Source organism: Rhizobium sp. PvP014 (assembly GCF_017876855.1).
Classification (GTDB): Bacteria; Pseudomonadota; Alphaproteobacteria; order Rhizobiales; family Rhizobiaceae; genus Neorhizobium; species Neorhizobium soli.
Window position 1 is genome coordinate 1 of record NZ_JAGIOT010000004.1, and the last position, 16,575, is coordinate 16,575.

Annotated in this window: 14 protein-coding genes and 4 pseudogenes; 8 read left to right on the top strand and 10 right to left on the bottom strand. The window is 55.8% G+C overall.

Going from position 1 to position 16,575, the window contains the following annotated elements; genetic code table 11:
• From J3A65_RS22955 to J3A65_RS22975, 5 genes are all read right to left on the bottom strand, one after another.
• On the bottom strand, nucleotides 1-1,207 hold a 1,207-nt coding region (locus J3A65_RS22955; protein ID WP_209904198.1), incomplete at its 3' end, for an NAD(P)/FAD-dependent oxidoreductase.
• 90 nt (nucleotides 1,208-1,297) lie between these two features.
• Nucleotides 1,298-2,383, bottom strand: a complete 1,086-nt coding sequence (locus J3A65_RS22960; RefSeq protein ID WP_209904200.1) for an ABC transporter ATP-binding protein — start codon at nucleotides 2,381-2,383, stop codon at nucleotides 1,298-1,300.
• Complete coding sequence (locus tag J3A65_RS22965) at nucleotides 2,383-3,177, bottom strand: ABC transporter permease (protein WP_209904203.1); 795 nt, start codon at nucleotides 3,175-3,177, stop codon at nucleotides 2,383-2,385. The genes J3A65_RS22960 and J3A65_RS22965 overlap by 1 nt, the downstream gene beginning before the upstream one ends.
• On the bottom strand, nucleotides 3,177-4,163 hold the full coding sequence (locus J3A65_RS22970; protein WP_209904205.1) for an ABC transporter permease: 987 nt from the start codon (nucleotides 4,161-4,163) through the stop codon (nucleotides 3,177-3,179). The genes J3A65_RS22965 and J3A65_RS22970 overlap by 1 nt, the downstream gene beginning before the upstream one ends.
• Before the next feature lie 159 nt (nucleotides 4,164-4,322).
• Nucleotides 4,323-5,432 carry an extracellular solute-binding protein gene (locus tag J3A65_RS22975; RefSeq protein ID WP_209904207.1) on the bottom strand — a complete coding sequence of 370 codons (1,110 nt, stop codon included), beginning with the start codon at nucleotides 5,430-5,432 and terminating at the stop codon, nucleotides 4,323-4,325.
• Between the two features lie 1,151 nt (nucleotides 5,433-6,583).
• On the opposite strand from J3A65_RS22975, the gene J3A65_RS22980 reads away from it, so the two are divergent.
• From J3A65_RS22980 to J3A65_RS23430, 6 genes are all read left to right on the top strand, one after another.
• Nucleotides 6,584-7,087 carry a hypothetical protein gene (locus J3A65_RS22980; protein WP_209904210.1) on the top strand — a complete coding sequence of 168 codons (504 nt, stop codon included), beginning with the start codon at nucleotides 6,584-6,586 and terminating at the stop codon, nucleotides 7,085-7,087.
• 1,564 nt (nucleotides 7,088-8,651) lie between these two features.
• Complete coding sequence (locus tag J3A65_RS22985) at nucleotides 8,652-8,888, top strand: hypothetical protein (protein ID WP_209904212.1); 237 nt, start codon at nucleotides 8,652-8,654, stop codon at nucleotides 8,886-8,888.
• On the top strand, nucleotides 8,885-9,091 hold the full coding sequence (locus tag J3A65_RS22990) for a hypothetical protein (RefSeq protein ID WP_209904214.1): 207 nt from the start codon (nucleotides 8,885-8,887) through the stop codon (nucleotides 9,089-9,091). Before J3A65_RS22985 ends, J3A65_RS22990 begins: the two co-directional genes overlap by 4 nt.
• Before the next feature lie 115 nt (nucleotides 9,092-9,206).
• Nucleotides 9,207-9,557, top strand: a complete 351-nt coding sequence (locus J3A65_RS22995) for a hypothetical protein (RefSeq protein WP_209904216.1) — start codon at nucleotides 9,207-9,209, stop codon at nucleotides 9,555-9,557.
• Nucleotides 9,558-9,910: 353 nt separating this feature from the next.
• The gene (locus J3A65_RS23425; RefSeq protein ID WP_245341769.1) at nucleotides 9,911-10,090 is read left to right on the top strand and encodes a hypothetical protein; all 180 of its coding nucleotides are present in this window, start codon (nucleotides 9,911-9,913) and stop codon (nucleotides 10,088-10,090) included.
• Between the two features lie 59 nt (nucleotides 10,091-10,149).
• Complete coding sequence (locus J3A65_RS23430; RefSeq protein WP_245341770.1) at nucleotides 10,150-10,446, top strand: hypothetical protein; 297 nt, start codon at nucleotides 10,150-10,152, stop codon at nucleotides 10,444-10,446.
• Between the two features lie 654 nt (nucleotides 10,447-11,100).
• Here J3A65_RS23430 and J3A65_RS23005 read toward each other — a convergent pair.
• The 5 genes and pseudogenes from J3A65_RS23005 to J3A65_RS23025 all read right to left on the bottom strand — a co-directional run.
• Nucleotides 11,101-11,568, bottom strand: a pseudogene (locus J3A65_RS23005) (conjugal transfer protein TrbE); the annotation flags it as partial.
• A 10-nt stretch (nucleotides 11,569-11,578) separates the two neighbouring features.
• Nucleotides 11,579-11,878: a conjugal transfer protein TrbD gene (locus J3A65_RS23010; RefSeq protein WP_209904219.1), complete on the bottom strand. Its 300-nt coding sequence runs from the start codon at nucleotides 11,876-11,878 to the stop codon at nucleotides 11,579-11,581.
• Nucleotides 11,871-12,263, bottom strand: a pseudogene (locus tag J3A65_RS23015) (TrbC/VirB2 family protein). The gene J3A65_RS23010 and the pseudogene J3A65_RS23015 overlap by 8 nt, the downstream one beginning before the upstream one ends.
• Nucleotides 12,253-13,224: pseudogene (gene trbB, locus J3A65_RS23020) on the bottom strand (P-type conjugative transfer ATPase TrbB). The pseudogenes J3A65_RS23015 and trbB overlap by 11 nt, the downstream one beginning before the upstream one ends.
• Nucleotides 13,221-13,788, bottom strand: a pseudogene (locus J3A65_RS23025) (acyl-homoserine-lactone synthase). Before J3A65_RS23025 ends, trbB begins: the two co-directional pseudogenes overlap by 4 nt.
• Before the next feature lie 377 nt (nucleotides 13,789-14,165).
• Between J3A65_RS23025 and repA the strand changes: the two are divergent.
• A complete protein-coding gene (gene repA, locus J3A65_RS23030; RefSeq protein WP_209904221.1) occupies nucleotides 14,166-15,356 on the top strand; it encodes a plasmid partitioning protein RepA in 1,191 nt (396 codons plus the stop codon).
• Between the two features lie 84 nt (nucleotides 15,357-15,440).
• Nucleotides 15,441-16,436 (top strand): plasmid partitioning protein RepB, encoded by a 996-nt coding sequence (repB, locus tag J3A65_RS23035; protein ID WP_209904224.1) that lies wholly within the window; start codon nucleotides 15,441-15,443, stop codon nucleotides 16,434-16,436.
• Nucleotides 16,437-16,575: the final 139 nt, after the last annotated feature.

Here is a 16,575-nt window from a genome sequence, read left to right on the forward strand (position 1 = left end):
AGTCATTGGCGAGATACGGGAATTTCCCGAGGTCTGCGTTCTCTTCGCCAGGAGGCGGCGTGAAGCGGTCCTGCCACAGCAAGATCTTGTCCGCGTAACCATCAAGCTCCTTGCGCGCCAGCGGATCGACCCCGAAACCGGTTCCGAGGATCATGAAATCGGCACGCAAAGCCTTGCCCTGCGCTGTTTCGATGAGGATTTCGTCGCCGTCGAGTTTTACCTTTTCAACCGCCGTGTCGAAATGGAAATATGCATTCGGATGCCGGCTGACACGCATCGTTGAACCGCGGGGGGCCGGCGTCTGCGTGCGTAGCGAATAGTTCATGATCTGCCAGCGCCTGGCATCGCTGAGCTTTGGAAATGCCGCAGTGAACCCGAACGAGCCTATGCCCATCAGTTTATTGATGCGGGGCATCTCTTTTCGGCGAATGAGGTGTCGCACTTCGGCTGCGCCCGCCTCCAGTGCCTCAGCCGCGTTGTCGACCGCAGAAGCGCCAACGCCGACGACCACGATCCGTTTTCCGCGCAGGGCTTTAAAGTCGATATCGTAGGACGAATGCGCCCAGTATTCCTGCGGCAGATCGTTGACGAAACCGGGTATGCTGGGGCGACCCATGCCATCGCGGCCGGTTGCCATCACCACCTTGCGGGCAAGCACCGAGCTTTCGCGCGCGCCGTCGCCGCAAAGCGTCAGCCGCATAAGCTCGCCCTCCGGCTTGATCGTCTTCACTTCGACGCTGTTTTCCACCGGAAGATCCAGCACCTTACGATACCAGCAGAGATACTCCATCCACATCGGGCGCGGGATCTTGTCGAGCGCTGCCCATACGTCATTGCCGAACCGAGCGGTAAAATAGGCACGGAACGTGAGCGATGCCATGCCATAAGCCGGACCGGTCAGTTGCTTGGGCGATCGCAGGGTTTCCATGCGTGCGTAGGTGACCCAGGGCCCTTCCATGCCAGCCCGATTGCGGTCGAAGATACGGATATTCGCAATGCCGGCAACCCTGAGCGCGAAGCCGGCAACCAGACCGCACATTCCGCCGCCGATGACGACGACGTCGTGGACCTGCGGCTCGCCGACCGTCGGCGCCACCCAGCTTGCAGGCGGATAGCACAGGCATGCAAGGTCGTCGCGCACACGCAATTCCAACTCGGCCAGACTGTTTACGGCTGATTGGAGCGGTTTCTGTACATCATAGGCCATAATTTGCCTCCGGCGCCCGGTAGATCTGGGGCTCGAATGGAATGCTCGAACTTTCTTGGCGTCTCACTCTTTGAGAGGCAGACACCCTTCTCATTTGCCCGCATGCCGGTCGGGAATGACGGTCGCTGTCTCCGTCTTCCAGCCGAGCCAGACATCCTCATTGCCCAACTGGGCCACTTCGCTTGGGTGAACCAACGTGTTGAGAACGGCGCCGCCTTCGACCTCGACCATCAGCGAAGTATGGTTGCCCTTGAACACGCGCTGACGGATCTTGCCCTTGATGCGATTGCCGCTTGCGGGTTCGAAAGCCGAGCAGTGGATAGCCTCCGGACGCAACACTACGTAGAGATGCTCGCCGACGCGCGGCGCGAGCCCGCCGGGATTTGCCTTGATGGTGACGCCGTTCCAGTTCAGCGACGTTTCGTTGCCCTCCGAGCCGATCACCGTGCTCCGCAAAAGGTTCGTCTCGCCGATAAAGTTTGCGACGAACACCGAGCCCGGCCGGCCATAGAGCGTATTCGGGTCGCCCATCTGTTCGATGCGCCCCTTGTTCATCACAACGATCGTATCGGACATCGTCAGCGCCTCTTCCTGGTCGTGCGTCACGAACATAAAGGTCTTGCCGGTTTTTTCCTGGATCGATTTCAGCTCTATCTGCATCTGCTGGCGCAGCTTGGCATCAAGCGCTGACAGCGGTTCGTCGAGCAACAGCACATCTGGATCCGGGGCAAGCGCACGCATGAGCGCAACACGCTGACGCTGACCGCCCGACAGCTCGGCCGGAAGGCGGCCGGCATAGTCTTGCAGCTCAACCAGTTCCAGCAGTTCGGAAACCCGGCGGTGTATGCTCTGGTTGTCGAGGCCTTTCAGTTCGAGACCGAAGGCGATGTTGCGGGCAACGCTCATGTGCGGAAATAGCGCATAATCCTGAAACACGATATTGACGTTGCGCTTGTTGGGCGGGACGCGGGTAACATCCTTGCCGCTCAGCATGATGCGGCCGGATGTCGGTGTCTCGAAGCCGCCAAGCATCCGAAGTGACGTCGACTTGCCGCAGCCGGAGGGTCCCAGCAGCGTGACGAATTTTCCCGCCTCGATGCTGAGGTTGAGATTGTCGACCGCAACATGCGTGCCGTAGCTTTTGCTGACATTGTCAAATTGGACGACGGGTTCCATTAGCGGGTCCTCGCGCGGCGGGTGATGAATTCAGCGTACAATCCGACAGCGGCCGTAACCACCAGAACGATCGTCGCCATGGCATTGATTTCGGGAGACATGCCGCCTTGCACCTTCGCAAAGATCAGCATGGGAAGCGTCGGGCGGTAGCCACCCAGGAAGAAGGTGCGGACGAAATCGTCGATCGAGAGCAGCACGCAGAAGATCATGCCGCCAAAAAGTGCCGGCCCGAGATAGGGCAGCGTCACGCGGAAGAACGCAACGATACTGTCTGCCCCAAGATCGCGCGCGGCATCGACCAGATTGCCCGGCATGGAACGAAGACGGGTAAGAGCCATCACCACCACGAAGGGAACCGCGTGCACGGTATGACCAAGGATAATCGCAGCGGTTCCCGTCGGCATGTCGATGGTCGAGATGAATATGCGGAGCGAAATCGCTGAAATCATGCCCGGCACCACAGCGGGCAGGCAGGCGAGCGCAAAGATGATGGTCCGGCCACGGATGCCGTTCGAGACGATCAGCATGGCGATCCAGGTTCCCAGCGTGGTCGCGCCCAATGTGGAGGCCGCGGCGATCATGATGGAATAGAGGCAGGCCTCGAGGAACTGCTTGTCCTGCATGACCCTGACATACCAGTCAAAAGTCCAGTTGCTGATCGGGAAGGCGACGAAATTGGCATCCTTGAAGCTCATTGCCATCATCAGGGTGAGCGGCAGGAGCAGATAGAGGATGAAGACCCAGTAAATCGCAGTCAAAGTCGTGCGTGGAACATCGGAAACTGTGTTGCGCATCAGATCGCACTCCCCTTCTTGCCGCCGACGACACGCATGAAAATGCCAGCTGTGATCAACGCCGTGACCAGCATGATCAGCGCAAATGCGGCTCCAACCGGCCACTTGTCGCTTGCGCCATGGAAGAACCCACTGATCGTTTCAGGAAACAACACCGTATTCGGACCGCCGAGCAGCATGGGAGTTGCAAAGACCCCGATGCAGGTCAGAAACACAAGCGAGCAACCGGACACGATCCCGTCCTTGGACAGGGGCAGAATGATCCGGCGGAAGCGCGTGATCGGTCCGGCGCCCAGGTCGGCGGCAGCGTCCAGATATTGCGATGGAATTTTTTCGATGGCCGAATATAGCGGCAGAAGCATATAGAGGCAGATCAGATAGATCAGGCCGAATCCGAGCGAGAACGAAGTATAAAGCATCGGAATGGGCCGGTCGATCAAACCGATTTCGCGCAGAAGAACATTGAGCGCACCGCGATTCGCCAGAAGCATGATGACCGAGAATGTGCGTATCAGTTCGCCTGCCCAGAACGGTACCAGAAGCAGAAGCAATGCCTTTGAGCGACCTTCGGGCTTGACGATCTTTGCCACATAATACGCCACCGGATACACGACGATCAGCGTGATCGCAGTCGCCGCCGTCGCGAACACGAAGCTCTTGATCAACGGCGTGAAGTAAAGCGACTCCTGAAAGAAGATCGCATAGTTGTCGAACGTGTAGTGCGCTTCCACACCCGCCGGGATGGGATAGCGGGACAGAAGGCTGATCTTCAGCATCTGATAGATCGGACCGACATGCAGCATGACGAGCCAGACCAGTGGGATGCCGGCCAGCAGCACAACACGGCCGATGCGGGACTCGACGGCAGCGCCGAGAGTGTGCTGGTAAATTGCGGAGTTGACGATCCGCGCAATGCCGGTCGAATATTTGGGTACGGGGGCGTCGCGTCCTGCCGCATCCCCGGCTATCCTGTTGATGTCCGCCATGAAACTATCTCGGTTAGAGCAACTCGACTTTCCGCAGCCCTAAGCTGGCGGTTCGTCATCGCGCGTGGTCAGGTTGAAAATCTCAAGATCACCAACCATCCCCCGGAGATCGCCGAAGCGCTCCGGAAGGGATCACGGATCGTGCAGGCCCCTGCGTTGTCAGGCCGCCTTGACCTCTGCAGTCGCACGATCGATCATCTGGTTTTTCATGTCGCGATTGACCGACGAGAAGAAGATGATGCGATCGAGCTGCTCCTGAGGAAGCGTTGAAGCAAGCTTCTCCCGATCGTTCAGCAGGTCTGCGACGCCGTTGATCGTAGAACTGTACCCCGACTGGCGGGTCATGGCCGCGCCGACCTCTGGGCTTTCAAGGATCGCATTGAGCAGCTTGTACGCATTCTCAGCGTTGGGCGCGTTGTTGACGACGTTCAGCGTGTAGCAGAATCCGAATGTGCCTTCCTTTGGCACAGATAGTTCGATCGGATGCCCTTCCATAATGAGCTTGGCAGCCGGGCCGGACCACGAGTGGGCAAGATAGATATCCTCGTTGATGAACATCTGCTGCACTTCCGAACCCGCATCGTAGTACTTGCGGACCATATCCTTGTGCTTGATGAGCAGGTCGCGGGCTTCGTTCGTTGCCTTCTGTGCGATGTCCGCCTTGTCGAGATAGGTCACGAAGTCACCATCATGCCCCAGCATCTGCATGGCGATGGTCATGAAATCGCTGACGATATAAGACGTCAGTCCCTTGTATTCGGGATCAAACATGATCTGCCAGCTCGGCGCATCCTTGACGTAATCGACATTGCGGGCAAGGCCCTCATATCCTGCCAGGATCGGCAGACCCCAGAGCTTGTCGTCGACCCGTGCCCAAGGCGCGTCCTGATAAGCGGTGTTGAGGTTTTTCCAATTTGCAATTTTGGCCGTGTCGAGCGGCTGGATCAGCTTCGAGCTGATGAACTGCGAGTAGCGGTGGCCGGCGACCGTAACAATGTCGGTTGATGGATTTGCGCCCTCGGCAGTCAGAAGATTGTACTGCTTACCTTGGTCATCGGTCAGCCGGATCCTAACTTCGATCCCCGTGTCTCTCTGGAATTGTTCAACGAATTCCTTCGGGAGAAACTTGTCATAGGTGGTGACGTTGATGACGCCGTTTGCAGCCCAGGCGGGCCGAGGACGAATGATCATCGGCACTGCGAGTGCAGCGGCGCCTGTGCCTAGCAAAGTCAGTGCGGATCTGCGGGTTATTTTGGATTTGTCACTCATCTTGCGTTCCCCTTGTTGATTTGAACTTCAATAGAGTTGGTATTTGGCAATCGCCACGAAGTTATGTTTGTGGCGGTTGAGAACGACCGCCAGTGCAGCAGACCATTGGGACGCAGTGTCCGGTATGCCGAATTTAATTCCGGTAAATAGGAATTGAACGTAACATTAGATCGTTGTCAACTCTCTGATTGAAATTCTCTTGCGGCATGTCGACTTCGACCGAGGCGATGTGGCGTTCCTTTTAATCCGCACAGATCGAGGCTCAAGGGTGACATGATAGCGGTAAGAAAACGGAAAATATCTCGAAGTTTCTCGACCTCATTGGACCCAAAACCACTCCCTTAGAGAAAAATCGTAGTCCCCTTCCGTGTACTCTCGGACGGTCATGCAAATAGATTAGTGACAGTTGAGCAAACTGCTCGGCGGGCCTAGGCCATAAGGCCTGGGCTCGAGGGGGACGTGTGTCCTGTCACAAAATCCTTGCCTATGGGGAGATGGAGTTCTCAACGCCTTCACCATGATCTCTTACGGCCATATCCTGCCATCAGATTGAGGCCAGCAGTCGCGAAATGGATGGAGAGTGTTTCCGGAAATGACGCTGACTGCTCTGGGGACTTCCGTCAGACTTCCTTAAATTTGGAACACCGTTTGGCTATGATGTACGGCGAGACCTTCAGGTGGTTGCAACAGAAAACTTCAGTAACTGGAGGCTCGTGACATCTGGGCGCCTCTAGCGCCAAGAATATGATGTCGGCTCACCAGCGCCCTCTAAACCTTTGAAAAGTATCACGGTTCAACGCGGGTTCTTTGTGACCGGAAGCTTCTCAGTTGGAATCTCGGATTGAGTCTTGTGAGATCTTCGCATCGCAGTGTCTGTGTCCCTGCGACGTCTTTTGATCTCGTTGTCGATGGCTGTTCTGATGAAATCCAGGCGAACCTCACCGACATTTAGGAGTGAGTCAATCGTCGCGGTGGCGCCTTCGGCCAACGGTAACTGAATTCGTTCTGTCCACTGCTTCTTACGTCCCATTTTCGTGGGAGTTACATGTATAACAACTGGAGTCAATTATCGGCCATTTCGTGCATATGATATTGACCAGATAAGATATACATGATACTGCCCCAATGATGTATATGATTGGAGGTTTAGAATGAAATTAGGTCGGAACGCTTGCATAACACGACTGCACGCCATTCTGGAAAGCGGGGAATATGTTTCCATCAAAGATCTAAATTCGTTCGAAGACTACACTTTTGCTCCAATCTACAACGATCAAATGCCAATTGGATACGATCTTCCACCTTCGATGATCGATTCGATTTGGTGCCAGCGAGTATGCGGCTATTGTATCAAACCCACATTAAATTTTGGATGCTTGACGAGCATTATACCACCAAGTTGGGGCGGTTCTAAACGAAGTTGGAACCACGCCTTAGCGTGTGAAGAATGCCTTCGTATCAAAAAAAGCAAAACGGGCTGGTCTACTTTTGACGGAAGGGAAGGTGTGTACTGGGACGGCTCATCATGGCGCGGAGAAAAAAATCCTCGTCCTAAGTTTGCCAGGGATCGTGAGGTGCAGGAATTCGTGTCGTTCACGCGTCGTGATGTTGAAACGATATTACCACATCGCTTCATGAAACCGGCTGGGCTGTGACATGCTGTGCCTGGCCGCGATGCAAAACCGAAATGTCAGGTGGTGATGACAACAATCATGGTCGATGACCAGACCGAAGTATTCGCCTTTGCCGTATTCAGTTGCTTTGCTCGGACCCGGCCGACGTCGTTGCCGTAAAGATGCATCTGCCAAAGCGCCCTGATACCAGGATCCGAGAAGCGTATCTCGTATAGATCGTCAGCCGCAGGCGGGTGAACATCGTATGTATTTGAATGATTTTGTTTCATAGGCTCAAGATGGGAGTTGGTCCCCTGCAGCGCAATCACACTGCTGCTTCACAGTTATTCAAGTTGAATCAACCCGACCTTCTCGAAAGATCATTACCGGTTGACCAAGGGGCTATCATAGCAGTCCGAGAATCGGAAAATTGCCAAGACTTTTTCCAACCCTATTACTTGGAACATGCCAGTATTATCAGATAAATACGTACTACCCTTCCGCTGGTCTTTCAGGTGCAAGGGCAATAATCTGCAGGTGACGGGTAAGGACCGTCGCACGTAAACTTTGGTCTGCTCTCCCTTTCTTCCTCTGGGGGGAGCGTTCGATTGACTTTCAAAGGTCAGGAGATCATCAGTGGGGCATGATCGCCCAACGCTCTCGAGCCGACATCTAGAACGTCAATCGCGGCATGTGGCCGAAGCATTTCCTTATTCTCGGCGATCTACCAGCTGACTTTGATCTGGACGTTTTTGAAGGCCCACGACCGGACGGGACGGGCTAGTCGATAAACTCGCGGTCCCGAGCCTCGAACCCGAATCCTTCGAGCCTGTGGCACGGCTTCGGTCCAGGATCGGCAAACATACAGTGCTCGCGGCTCAGGACCGCTCAAAGCTAACCCGGGGGTCTCAGAACTTGGATGGGACGCACGGTTGAGGACCACGGATGGGACGGGGAAGGGAGTAGTCACTCTTCGGGGCCGGTCCGTGGTCCTAATTCGCATGCGTCCCAAACACAGCTCGGTTGCGTTGGAGAAAGCGTCCTATATATACGGACAGGCTAGCACTACCATGCCCTGTGCTATGTGGGGTGCAGGTCGAGGTTCCTAGTCGGGATCAGGCTCGGAGTCGGGATCGCCAGTGTGGTGTATTCACCAGCAGGTGTGGAAGTGAGTTGATTAAACTTCCATCGGCCTGAATGTTTGGAGTTGAACCGCTTTTTCTTAGTATCTTCTATTTTTTCTTTAACTTTGGCCTAAAGAAGAAAAAGAGAGTATAATAAACTAAGAATAACCTAAGAGAACCGACTGGGCCTATTTCCCGACGGAACCGCCTTCCACCCGCTGGTGATAAGCCAGCACTGCGGCGCCACAGACGGCCATCCTCCCCCGCAGGGGAGCGATACACCACCCAACCCCCTCATCGCGCTGTAGCTCCCGGCTGTAACACCGGGAAATGCACATCCGATCCAGATCCGCGATCCAGATCCTCGATCTGCGATCCGTATGGAGCAAAACCGTGCCTGATCCCCTCGAAATGTACGCTTCCATGCTTGATCACATCACTCGAGCCATGAACCAGATCCTCGCATCGAAAGACATCATGCGATGAAGTGGAAAGTCCACACCCCGAACCTGCTCAAAGAGCTAGTCGAGAATAATCCGACCGCCTGGGCGCTGCGGATGCCAGTCGTGATCTTTCGCAACATCCTCGGCTCCCTCGCTGAACGCGCCATCGCGATCGACGACCCCGATCTGAACATCCTGATGCTGCGGCTGGGTCTGTACGAAGTCCATCCGACCGAGATCGACGCGGCCATCGCGAACCAACGGGGGCGCTTATGACCGAGAAGCTGACCGGCCGCACCCGATACCGGACCAACTGGCGCAGGAAGCTGATCCTTCAGATCGAGGTGATCGAGACCAGCATCTACACTCAACCCGAGACCTGCGACAGCCACACCAGCCAGCACATCGTGTGGCGTGATGCTCGCGTCGAAGATTTGCCTATTCCTGCAACCTTGGGACGAGATACATTACCCAAATAACCGAAAGCGCAACCGATGCCTGATTTCCAGACCGTCCACCGCGCCACGATCTTCTATGAGGCCGATCCGGATCTCGTGAAAGCGATCAAGGCCACCCTACGGCCCCGCGAAGGACTTGCTTCTTAAGGCGGTCGGCGACGACGAGCTGATCGCTGAGTTCAACGACAGCCATACGGGGGAGGCGCAGAACATCAAGCAGCGGAAGCTGCATATGCCATGCCACCCATGGCTCGAGTGTTGGCACAACGCTCCGTACTGGCACCGTCCCCACAAACTCACACCAAAACCCGCTCGCATCATCGAGCTGGCGAAAGAGAAGGTGATGGCCAACCCCGAAACTCTGACCAACCTCGAAATCCTGATCCAGGCGCAGGATTTGATCCGCGAGCCAAGGCATTGGACGCAACACAACTATGACCGTGAAGAGGCGACCGAACCACACTTCGAAGAAGCCGTTCGCAGATAGTCGTTTAGTGCCATCCTCAAGGTGATCGATAAGGACACGGATTTCGAGCATATCCGGTCTTTACATTGCTTGATGCCGTGATCGTCGACAACGATCCCGTTGCAGTTCCAACCTTCAATGAAAACCGTAGTCATGCTGAAGTCATGGAGGTATTCGATAGAGCGAAGGATCTGGCCCGCGCATCTGCTGCCTAGCGTTCAGGGAGCGATCAGCCTATAAAGCAATCTTTCTCCATCAACTCGACCTCTATCAAATCGACGGGAGGTAAGTGAATGGCCTGCCGGCGGCGCGAGACAACGCCATGCGGTTGGCGGAGAACTTATTGGACTTGTCATCGACGCGAGGGCTGCAGCATGACAGTTAAGACCTTTGACCTTCGCAGCAAAATTGCCAGCATCAAGCCGGATGCGGAGGAGGCATCAACGGCCCCAGACGCCAAGATCGATGAAATTGGAGATCGCCATGGCTTAGTGGCCAGGGAACCTATCCATATCATGAGCCGTCGCAAGCCAGCCGAGCCCCAGCAAATCTAAGCATCCGGCCGCCAATTACGACCTTCAATCGCTTTCTTCAGTTCTGCGAAAGAAATAGGATGTCATATCCGGAGGCACTGAAGGAACTGGTGGACAGGGCCGAAGATGCGTCAACATTGCCGCAAGTTAAGCAGAGCGAAGTGAAAAACACTCAAAACAGGCACAAGACGACTGCGTCGGCCTCAACCGAGTTTCATACTCGTATGCTCAAAAACCGAGGTAGAAACCAGATCCAAGACACAGTCTATGTGCGGGCACCGCTTGAGCTGACCAATCGGTTCAAGGAGTTCTGCAACGAGCAAGGCTTCAGCTACGGGGAGGGGCTTGAGGAACTCATGAGGGAGGCGAAAATATGAGCGAGGAGCTGGATGAGCTTTTTGGAGCTGCGGCCGAAGCCCTCTATGCAGCCGACGAAGAGCTGGTATCCCGAGTTTAAAGCCTGTGAGCTGACTTCAGCCACCGCGCCCGGTCTCAAGGCATATTTGGAGCCCACCAACACTATCAAGCTTCCCTCGATAATGCATGCAACGACTCCTATGTTGTGGTTGGTCGATGTTGTAGCCTAGGCGGGCTTAACCAAGCTCGTGTTCACTCCAGAGGCGCCACGGCCCATCACCGTTACCATGGTCTTCAGGCCAGTTTGTTTCCAAACATTGTTCGTCTCGATGAGCTTCTCGAATAGCGAAGCAGGATTTGCATGTTCCGAACATACGAAGTAAGACCGCGTTGTTGCAGACGCCTTACAAATAGCTATACTGATGGTGCAAGGACGAGGACTTAGCTTCCTCCCCGCTCTTAGATTACGAAGTTGACCCGCACAACTAGCCTGCCAGCCTGTGCGGGTTTTTCGTATCAAAAACGTTATTCGGCTGGGTATGAGCCACCTAGCGCCAACCAAAATTTAAGGCGAGGCTTCCCCTTAGCTGGATAGCAGATCCACCTAGGCTTGGCGCTGTTTGACGTTTCCGGCGTCATCATCCGGCGGATTTGGGTAAGGGAGCGTTCCAGTAATTACCGGCATAGGAGGCAGAGTGTCTGGCTGCATCCGAATAGAAATAGCACGTCACCCCGGAGCGCCGCGGCTTTGGTAGTCGTCAGGTCAGGATCAGCGCATGCCCGCTCTCGTAATGCCCCCTTTCCGTCTGAAAGTGCACTCGTCGCTCATCGTCGATGGCGCGCGTGACAAGATCGGGAAAGTGGGGTTCAGCGTCTGTGGGATAATCACCGGTCGGCACGGGCACCGCCTCGACCTGTATCATCCATCCGGAGCCGAGCCGCGAAAGGATGGCGTTGATCTGGCGCGAGACCTCGTTGCGCTCGGCGTCGGTCGAGCTCTTGCTATCCGGCCCGGCGAAATACAAGCCGGCTATCAGGGAGCCGTCTTTCAGCAGGATGACCCCATTATCGACGAGGCCGGCATAAGGCACCAGATCGACAAATGATGGTCCGGAATGGCGGAATGATTTGAGCGCTACCATCTCAACTACTTTAGAACTTGGGCCACGGCGACGACGTCGCGCGATAGGACGTCTTGTAGGAGATGTGGCGGAGATAGACCCGGCATATCAGTGGATCGGATTTGGCCATCATGCGCAGCGCCGCGACTGCGACCAGCCAGATCACGATGCCGAACAGGGCCGCGTACCAGGTCAGAACGACGAAGATCAGGATGATGGCGGCCAACGCCGTCAGCAGCACGAGCTCGCGGTCGGCGCTTATCAACAGTTTGGACGCGATAACGCCCCTGTGCACACGCGAGCGTGCCAGAGAAGAGCCGGCCTCAGCCATGAGCCCCCTCCCCCGTTGTGGCTGCCGTCGTCTTCGGTTCGGGAGTTCCTTGCTCGGCCTGTGAGTGGCCCTCGCCAATGGAGGCTCCGGTGGCGCCGAAGAGAGCGACGATCTGGGTGGCTCCAAGCAGGACACCCCAACCAGCGCGACGTAGCAAAGCCGTCTCGCGAAATCATTCAGCTCGCCTCCGAAGATCAGCATGGCGACAGCGGGCCAGCGCAATGAACCCGGCCACAGGTCCAGTGATTGATTGCTGGATCTGTTGCAGTGGCGATTCCCAGGGAAGACCGCCTCCACCCGAGGAAGCGCATGCGGAATAGCTAAAGCCGACAGAGATGGCGACAAGCGTTGCGCCGGTGAGAAGAATGGAGATGTTACGCGACATGGCTGTCCTCATCGATCTGGGCATAATGTTCGGTCTGATAGCGGCCGTTGCGGTATCCTTCGATGTGGATCGCCTCACGGACCCGCCTCCCCTTTCCCGTTCGCTCAATAGAGACGACGAGATCGACGGCCTCGCCGATCACCTCCTGCATTGGCTGCTGTCAGCCTTCCGCCGTCAGTTGCTCCAGCCGGCGCAAGGCTGGCATCGCGGTGTTAGAATGGATCGTGATGACACCGCCCGGATGGCCGGTGTTTGAGGCCTTGAGCAGTGTTAGCGCCGCACCGTCCCGGACCTCGCCAACGATGATTCGGTCGGGACGCTGGCGCATCGTGCTTTTCAGGAGACGAGCCATGTCGATAGTATCGCTGGTGTGGAGCGAAACAGCGTTTTCCGCTGCACACTGGATTTCGGCGGTGTCTTCGAGAATGACCATCCGATCGTCCGGGGCCGCAGTGACGATCTCGGCGATGATGGCGTTGGCGAGTGTGGTCTTGCCCGATCCCGTGCCACCCGAGATGACGATGTTCATCCGAGCGTCGATCGCGCTTCGAATTGCCGATGCCTGGGCTTCGGTCATCACCTTCGACTTCACATACTCGGTCAGTGGAATAAGACGCGAGGCTCGGCGGCGGATGGTGAATGCTGGTCCGGAGACCACCGGCGGTAACAGGCCCTCGAAGCGGTGTCCGCCAATCGGAAGTTCGCCTGAGATGATCGGCCGCTCATTGTCGGCCTCCGACTGCAGGGCATGCGCAACACTGCCGATGACAACTTCGGCTGCAGCAGAGCTCATTGCGCCGGCAGGTGCAACGCCGTGCCCCAGCCGCTCGATGAACAACCTGCCGTCCGGATTGAGCATGATCTCGACGACGGTGGCGTCATCGAGGGCGATGCACAGTTGGTCGCCAAGCGCGTCCTGTAGTTTGCGGACCAGGCGGGGATGGGAGCGGAGCTGGGTCACGCAGCGCTCCGGAGCGATGACCCATCGATCTGCGGGGTCGAACGGTAAGCCTGCGAGCATACCTGCTCAAAGCCGCCACGGTCGGCTGGCAGGCTTCCGGCGATAGCGATCGTGTTGCCGATCGGAGCCGGTTCGCCGAGACGCTGCATCGGCCATCCCGCTCACTTCAGGATGCGCTCGAAGCGGAGATCGGTGGCAGTAACGATCTCGCTGTAGCTGCTTGCCATCGACCATTCGATGATCGACGCAGAAGCGCGAACTCTCGACCATGCCTGAATTCGGGCGAAGCGAACCTCCATCGAGAAGGTGGGGGAAGGTCTGCTCCAGCATTGTCGGGCCAGAAGCAGGAAGAAGACGAACGCAACCTGCGACGGGTCCGCCGTCAGTAATTGCCAGAAGATAAGTCGGCCTGCAATTATCGTACTGATCGCGCTCTTCTCCTGCGGTAATGGAGACGTCCCAGGCGAGACGACCGCCAAATACCGTCGCTCGAAGACGGTGCATCTGTCTCAGGAAGTCGCGATGGCGCTCGTATTTCTCGGGCGCGACGGTCAATATCCGCATGATGATCTCCGCTTGAACAAGGTCATGCGGACAGAAATCATCTACTTCACCGCGTGCCTATGTGCAGATCTGCACCTCAGGTGATTCTAGCGAGTCGCTGGTCCGGCTCTTACAAAGTGAGCGTGTGGTGGGCTAGGCGGAGGAGATTCATGTGCAAATCTGCATTTTGCGATGACTAGGCGAAAGGGAGTAAATCTGACTAACTCACGGTAAATGATCGCAGATTCGCCTTGGGCAATAGAATCGGGAAATATCCGTTAACTCTTTGTTAACCTTAAATCCCTTGCTCAGAGTTGGGAATCGCGAGATAGTTTCGCAAATGATGGTTTTGTGGCCATTTTTTCGAAAATGAAGCCCGCCGGGATATAGTTTGCAAAATGAGCCATCCGCAGCCCAACAGATTTGATATCGAGATTGCCCAGCAGGGAGCGAAGATCTCAAATGCGCTGCATATGCTCCGCAGCCAACAATATCCCCCGGACGCCAAGAAGGGACTGCGCAAGTTCCAGCTGGGAGAGGTCGCCGACTTCATAGGGGTTACCCAGAGCCATCTGCGGCAAATCCATTTGGAGGGCAAGGGGCCGGAGGTTGAGTCCGTCGGTGGCCGACGCTACTATACGGCTGATCAGATGTTAGAGCTTCGAGACTATCTCGAATCCAACAAAAAATCCGACAAGCGATACTACGTTCCCCGGCGCCGTTTGGGCGAGCCCATGCAGGTCGTGTCGGTGGTGAATTTCAAGGGCGGAAGTGGCAAGACTACGACCGCTGCGCACCTTGCACAATATCTGGCCCTCACCGGTCATCGCGTACTGGCCGTCGATCTCGATCCACAGGCATCACTGACGTCCCTCTTTGGAATCCAGCCCGAACTTGATGATACCGCGTCGCTGTACGAAGCGCTTCGTTTCGATGACGAGCGGAAATTCATCTCGGAGGTTATCCAGCCGACTAACATTCCCGGTCTTGATGTGGTTCCTGCAAATCTGGTCCTGCAGGAATACGAGTATGATGTGCCCTTGGCGATCTCCTCCAAGAAGGGAGAGGACGGTCGGTTATTCTACATGCGCATCTTCAATGCGCTGAAGCAGGTGGACGACAGGTACGACGTGGTCGTTATCGATTGCCCGCCACAGCTGGGATACCTGACGATCACCGCGCTTATGGCTTCGACAGGCATTTTGATCACTATCCATCCCCAGATGCTGGATATCATGTCGATGAGCCAGTTCCTCATGATGTTGGGCGGCATAATGGGTCCGGTTGCAGAGGCCGGTGCCGAGATGCGTGTCGAATGGTTCCGGTATCTCGTCACGCGCTTCGAGCCGACGGACATCCCGCAGGCTCAGATGGTCGGGTTTATGCAATCGATGTTCGCCCAGCAAATGTTGCAAAATCATGTGCTCAAATCGACAGCCATTTCTGATGCTTCGATAAAGAAGCAGACCTTGTACGAGGTAGAGCGAGGCGATTTCGTCCGTTCTACCTATGATCGGGCAATGGAGAGCCTGAACGCAGCCAACTGCGAAATCATGGAACTAATCCACGGCGCATGGGGGCGAAAATGACATGCTTGTCAGCCGTTTTTTCGCGAGATTTGATGAACCATATCAATTCCTTGTCGACGTTGAAAGCGAGCCCGGAGGCCGGCGATGGCGCGTGAAAATCCTTTTTCTAAATTGGACATGGCTTCCATCGCGTCTAACCAGACACCGACGAAGCCTGGCTACGGTATGACTGGTGCAGCCAAGACTGTCGTTCGGTCCATCGAGGATCTCGCGGAGAACACAAAGAAGCTGATGGAAGGCGAAGTGATCGTGGATCTGGATCCGCGATTGATTGACGTTTCATTCCTCGCCGATCGCCTTTCCGACGATGGCGAAGAGTACCAGGAACTCAAGCAGGCGATCGCTTCATCCAGCCAGACAACACCGATTCTGGTTCGACCCAGTTCCTCGGATAGTCAACGCTTCATGGTCGTCTTCGGTCACCGCCGTCTCAAAGTCGCCAGAGAGCTTGGAATTCCGGTCAAGGCAGTTGTCAAGAAGCTTGATGACATCACGTCCGCAATCGCCCAGGGGCAGGAAAATTCCGCACGCTCCAACCTGTCGTTCATAGAGCGTGCGTACTTCGCACAGAACCTGCTTACGTCTGGAATGACGAAGGATGTGGTTCGATCGTCGCTCGCGATCGATGAGGCGATGCTTTCGAAAATGCTCGGTGTCGTGGAGGCCGTCCCGGCGTCGATCCTCAAGGTGCTCGGGGCCTCCAAGAAGATCGGACGTGACCGGTGGCTTAGCCTCCGTCAATTGCTTCTTGCTCCTGCCCTCCTGAAGGTTGCCACGGAGCATGTCGAAACAGCAGGCTTCGTTGATCTGACTGAAGACAAGCGGTTCGATGAGCTCCATGACTACCTGAAGCGCTTCAAGGTCAAATCTGCTGCAAAGAAGCCCAAGGCCAGTGTGTCCGGGAGGGATTGGACTTCGAGCGATACGTCACTCAATTTCGTGATGAATGCCAAATCGAAGAAGGTTGCGATCGAGCTTTCGAATGTCGAAGCGAAGCCCTTCAGCGAGTGGCTGTCAGCCCACATGGATCGTTTGTACGACGAGTACAGAGGATCGAAGCAGGAAAACAACGGAGACTAAACCGCAAAAGAAAAAGGCCCCCAAACGGTAAACCGTGGAAGCCTCTCTCGTATCTCTCGCAGGATTGAGAATCGCATTTCCCGGAATCACAGTCAAGAGTCTTGGCACCGATTTGGTGAGCGGATTTCCTTTGCCTGAA

What these genes read in the sequence shown, in the direction of transcription:
- repA (WP_209904221.1), top strand. Translation starts at nt 14,166, where the DNA reads ATGAGCCATCCGCAGCCCAACAGATTTGATATCGAGATTGCCCAGCAG.
- J3A65_RS22965 (WP_209904203.1), bottom strand. Translation starts at nt 3,177, where the DNA reads ATGCGCAACACAGTTTCCGATGTTCCACGCACGACTTTGACTGCGATT.
- J3A65_RS23430 (WP_245341770.1), top strand. Translation starts at nt 10,150, where the DNA reads ATGTCATATCCGGAGGCACTGAAGGAACTGGTGGACAGGGCCGAAGAT.
- J3A65_RS22975 (WP_209904207.1), bottom strand. Translation starts at nt 5,432, where the DNA reads ATGAGTGACAAATCCAAAATAACCCGCAGATCCGCACTGACTTTGCTA.
- J3A65_RS22960 (WP_209904200.1), bottom strand. Translation starts at nt 2,383, where the DNA reads ATGGAACCCGTCGTCCAATTTGACAATGTCAGCAAAAGCTACGGCACG.
- J3A65_RS23425 (WP_245341769.1), top strand. Translation starts at nt 9,911, where the DNA reads ATGACAGTTAAGACCTTTGACCTTCGCAGCAAAATTGCCAGCATCAAG.
- repB (WP_209904224.1), top strand. Translation starts at nt 15,441, where the DNA reads ATGGCGCGTGAAAATCCTTTTTCTAAATTGGACATGGCTTCCATCGCG.
- J3A65_RS22990 (WP_209904214.1), top strand. Translation starts at nt 8,885, where the DNA reads ATGACCGAGAAGCTGACCGGCCGCACCCGATACCGGACCAACTGGCGC.
- J3A65_RS22980 (WP_209904210.1), top strand. Translation starts at nt 6,584, where the DNA reads ATGAAATTAGGTCGGAACGCTTGCATAACACGACTGCACGCCATTCTG.
- J3A65_RS22970 (WP_209904205.1), bottom strand. Translation starts at nt 4,163, where the DNA reads ATGGCGGACATCAACAGGATAGCCGGGGATGCGGCAGGACGCGACGCC.
- J3A65_RS23010 (WP_209904219.1), bottom strand. Translation starts at nt 11,878, where the DNA reads ATGGCTGAGGCCGGCTCTTCTCTGGCACGCTCGCGTGTGCACAGGGGC.
- J3A65_RS22985 (WP_209904212.1), top strand. Translation starts at nt 8,652, where the DNA reads ATGAAGTGGAAAGTCCACACCCCGAACCTGCTCAAAGAGCTAGTCGAG.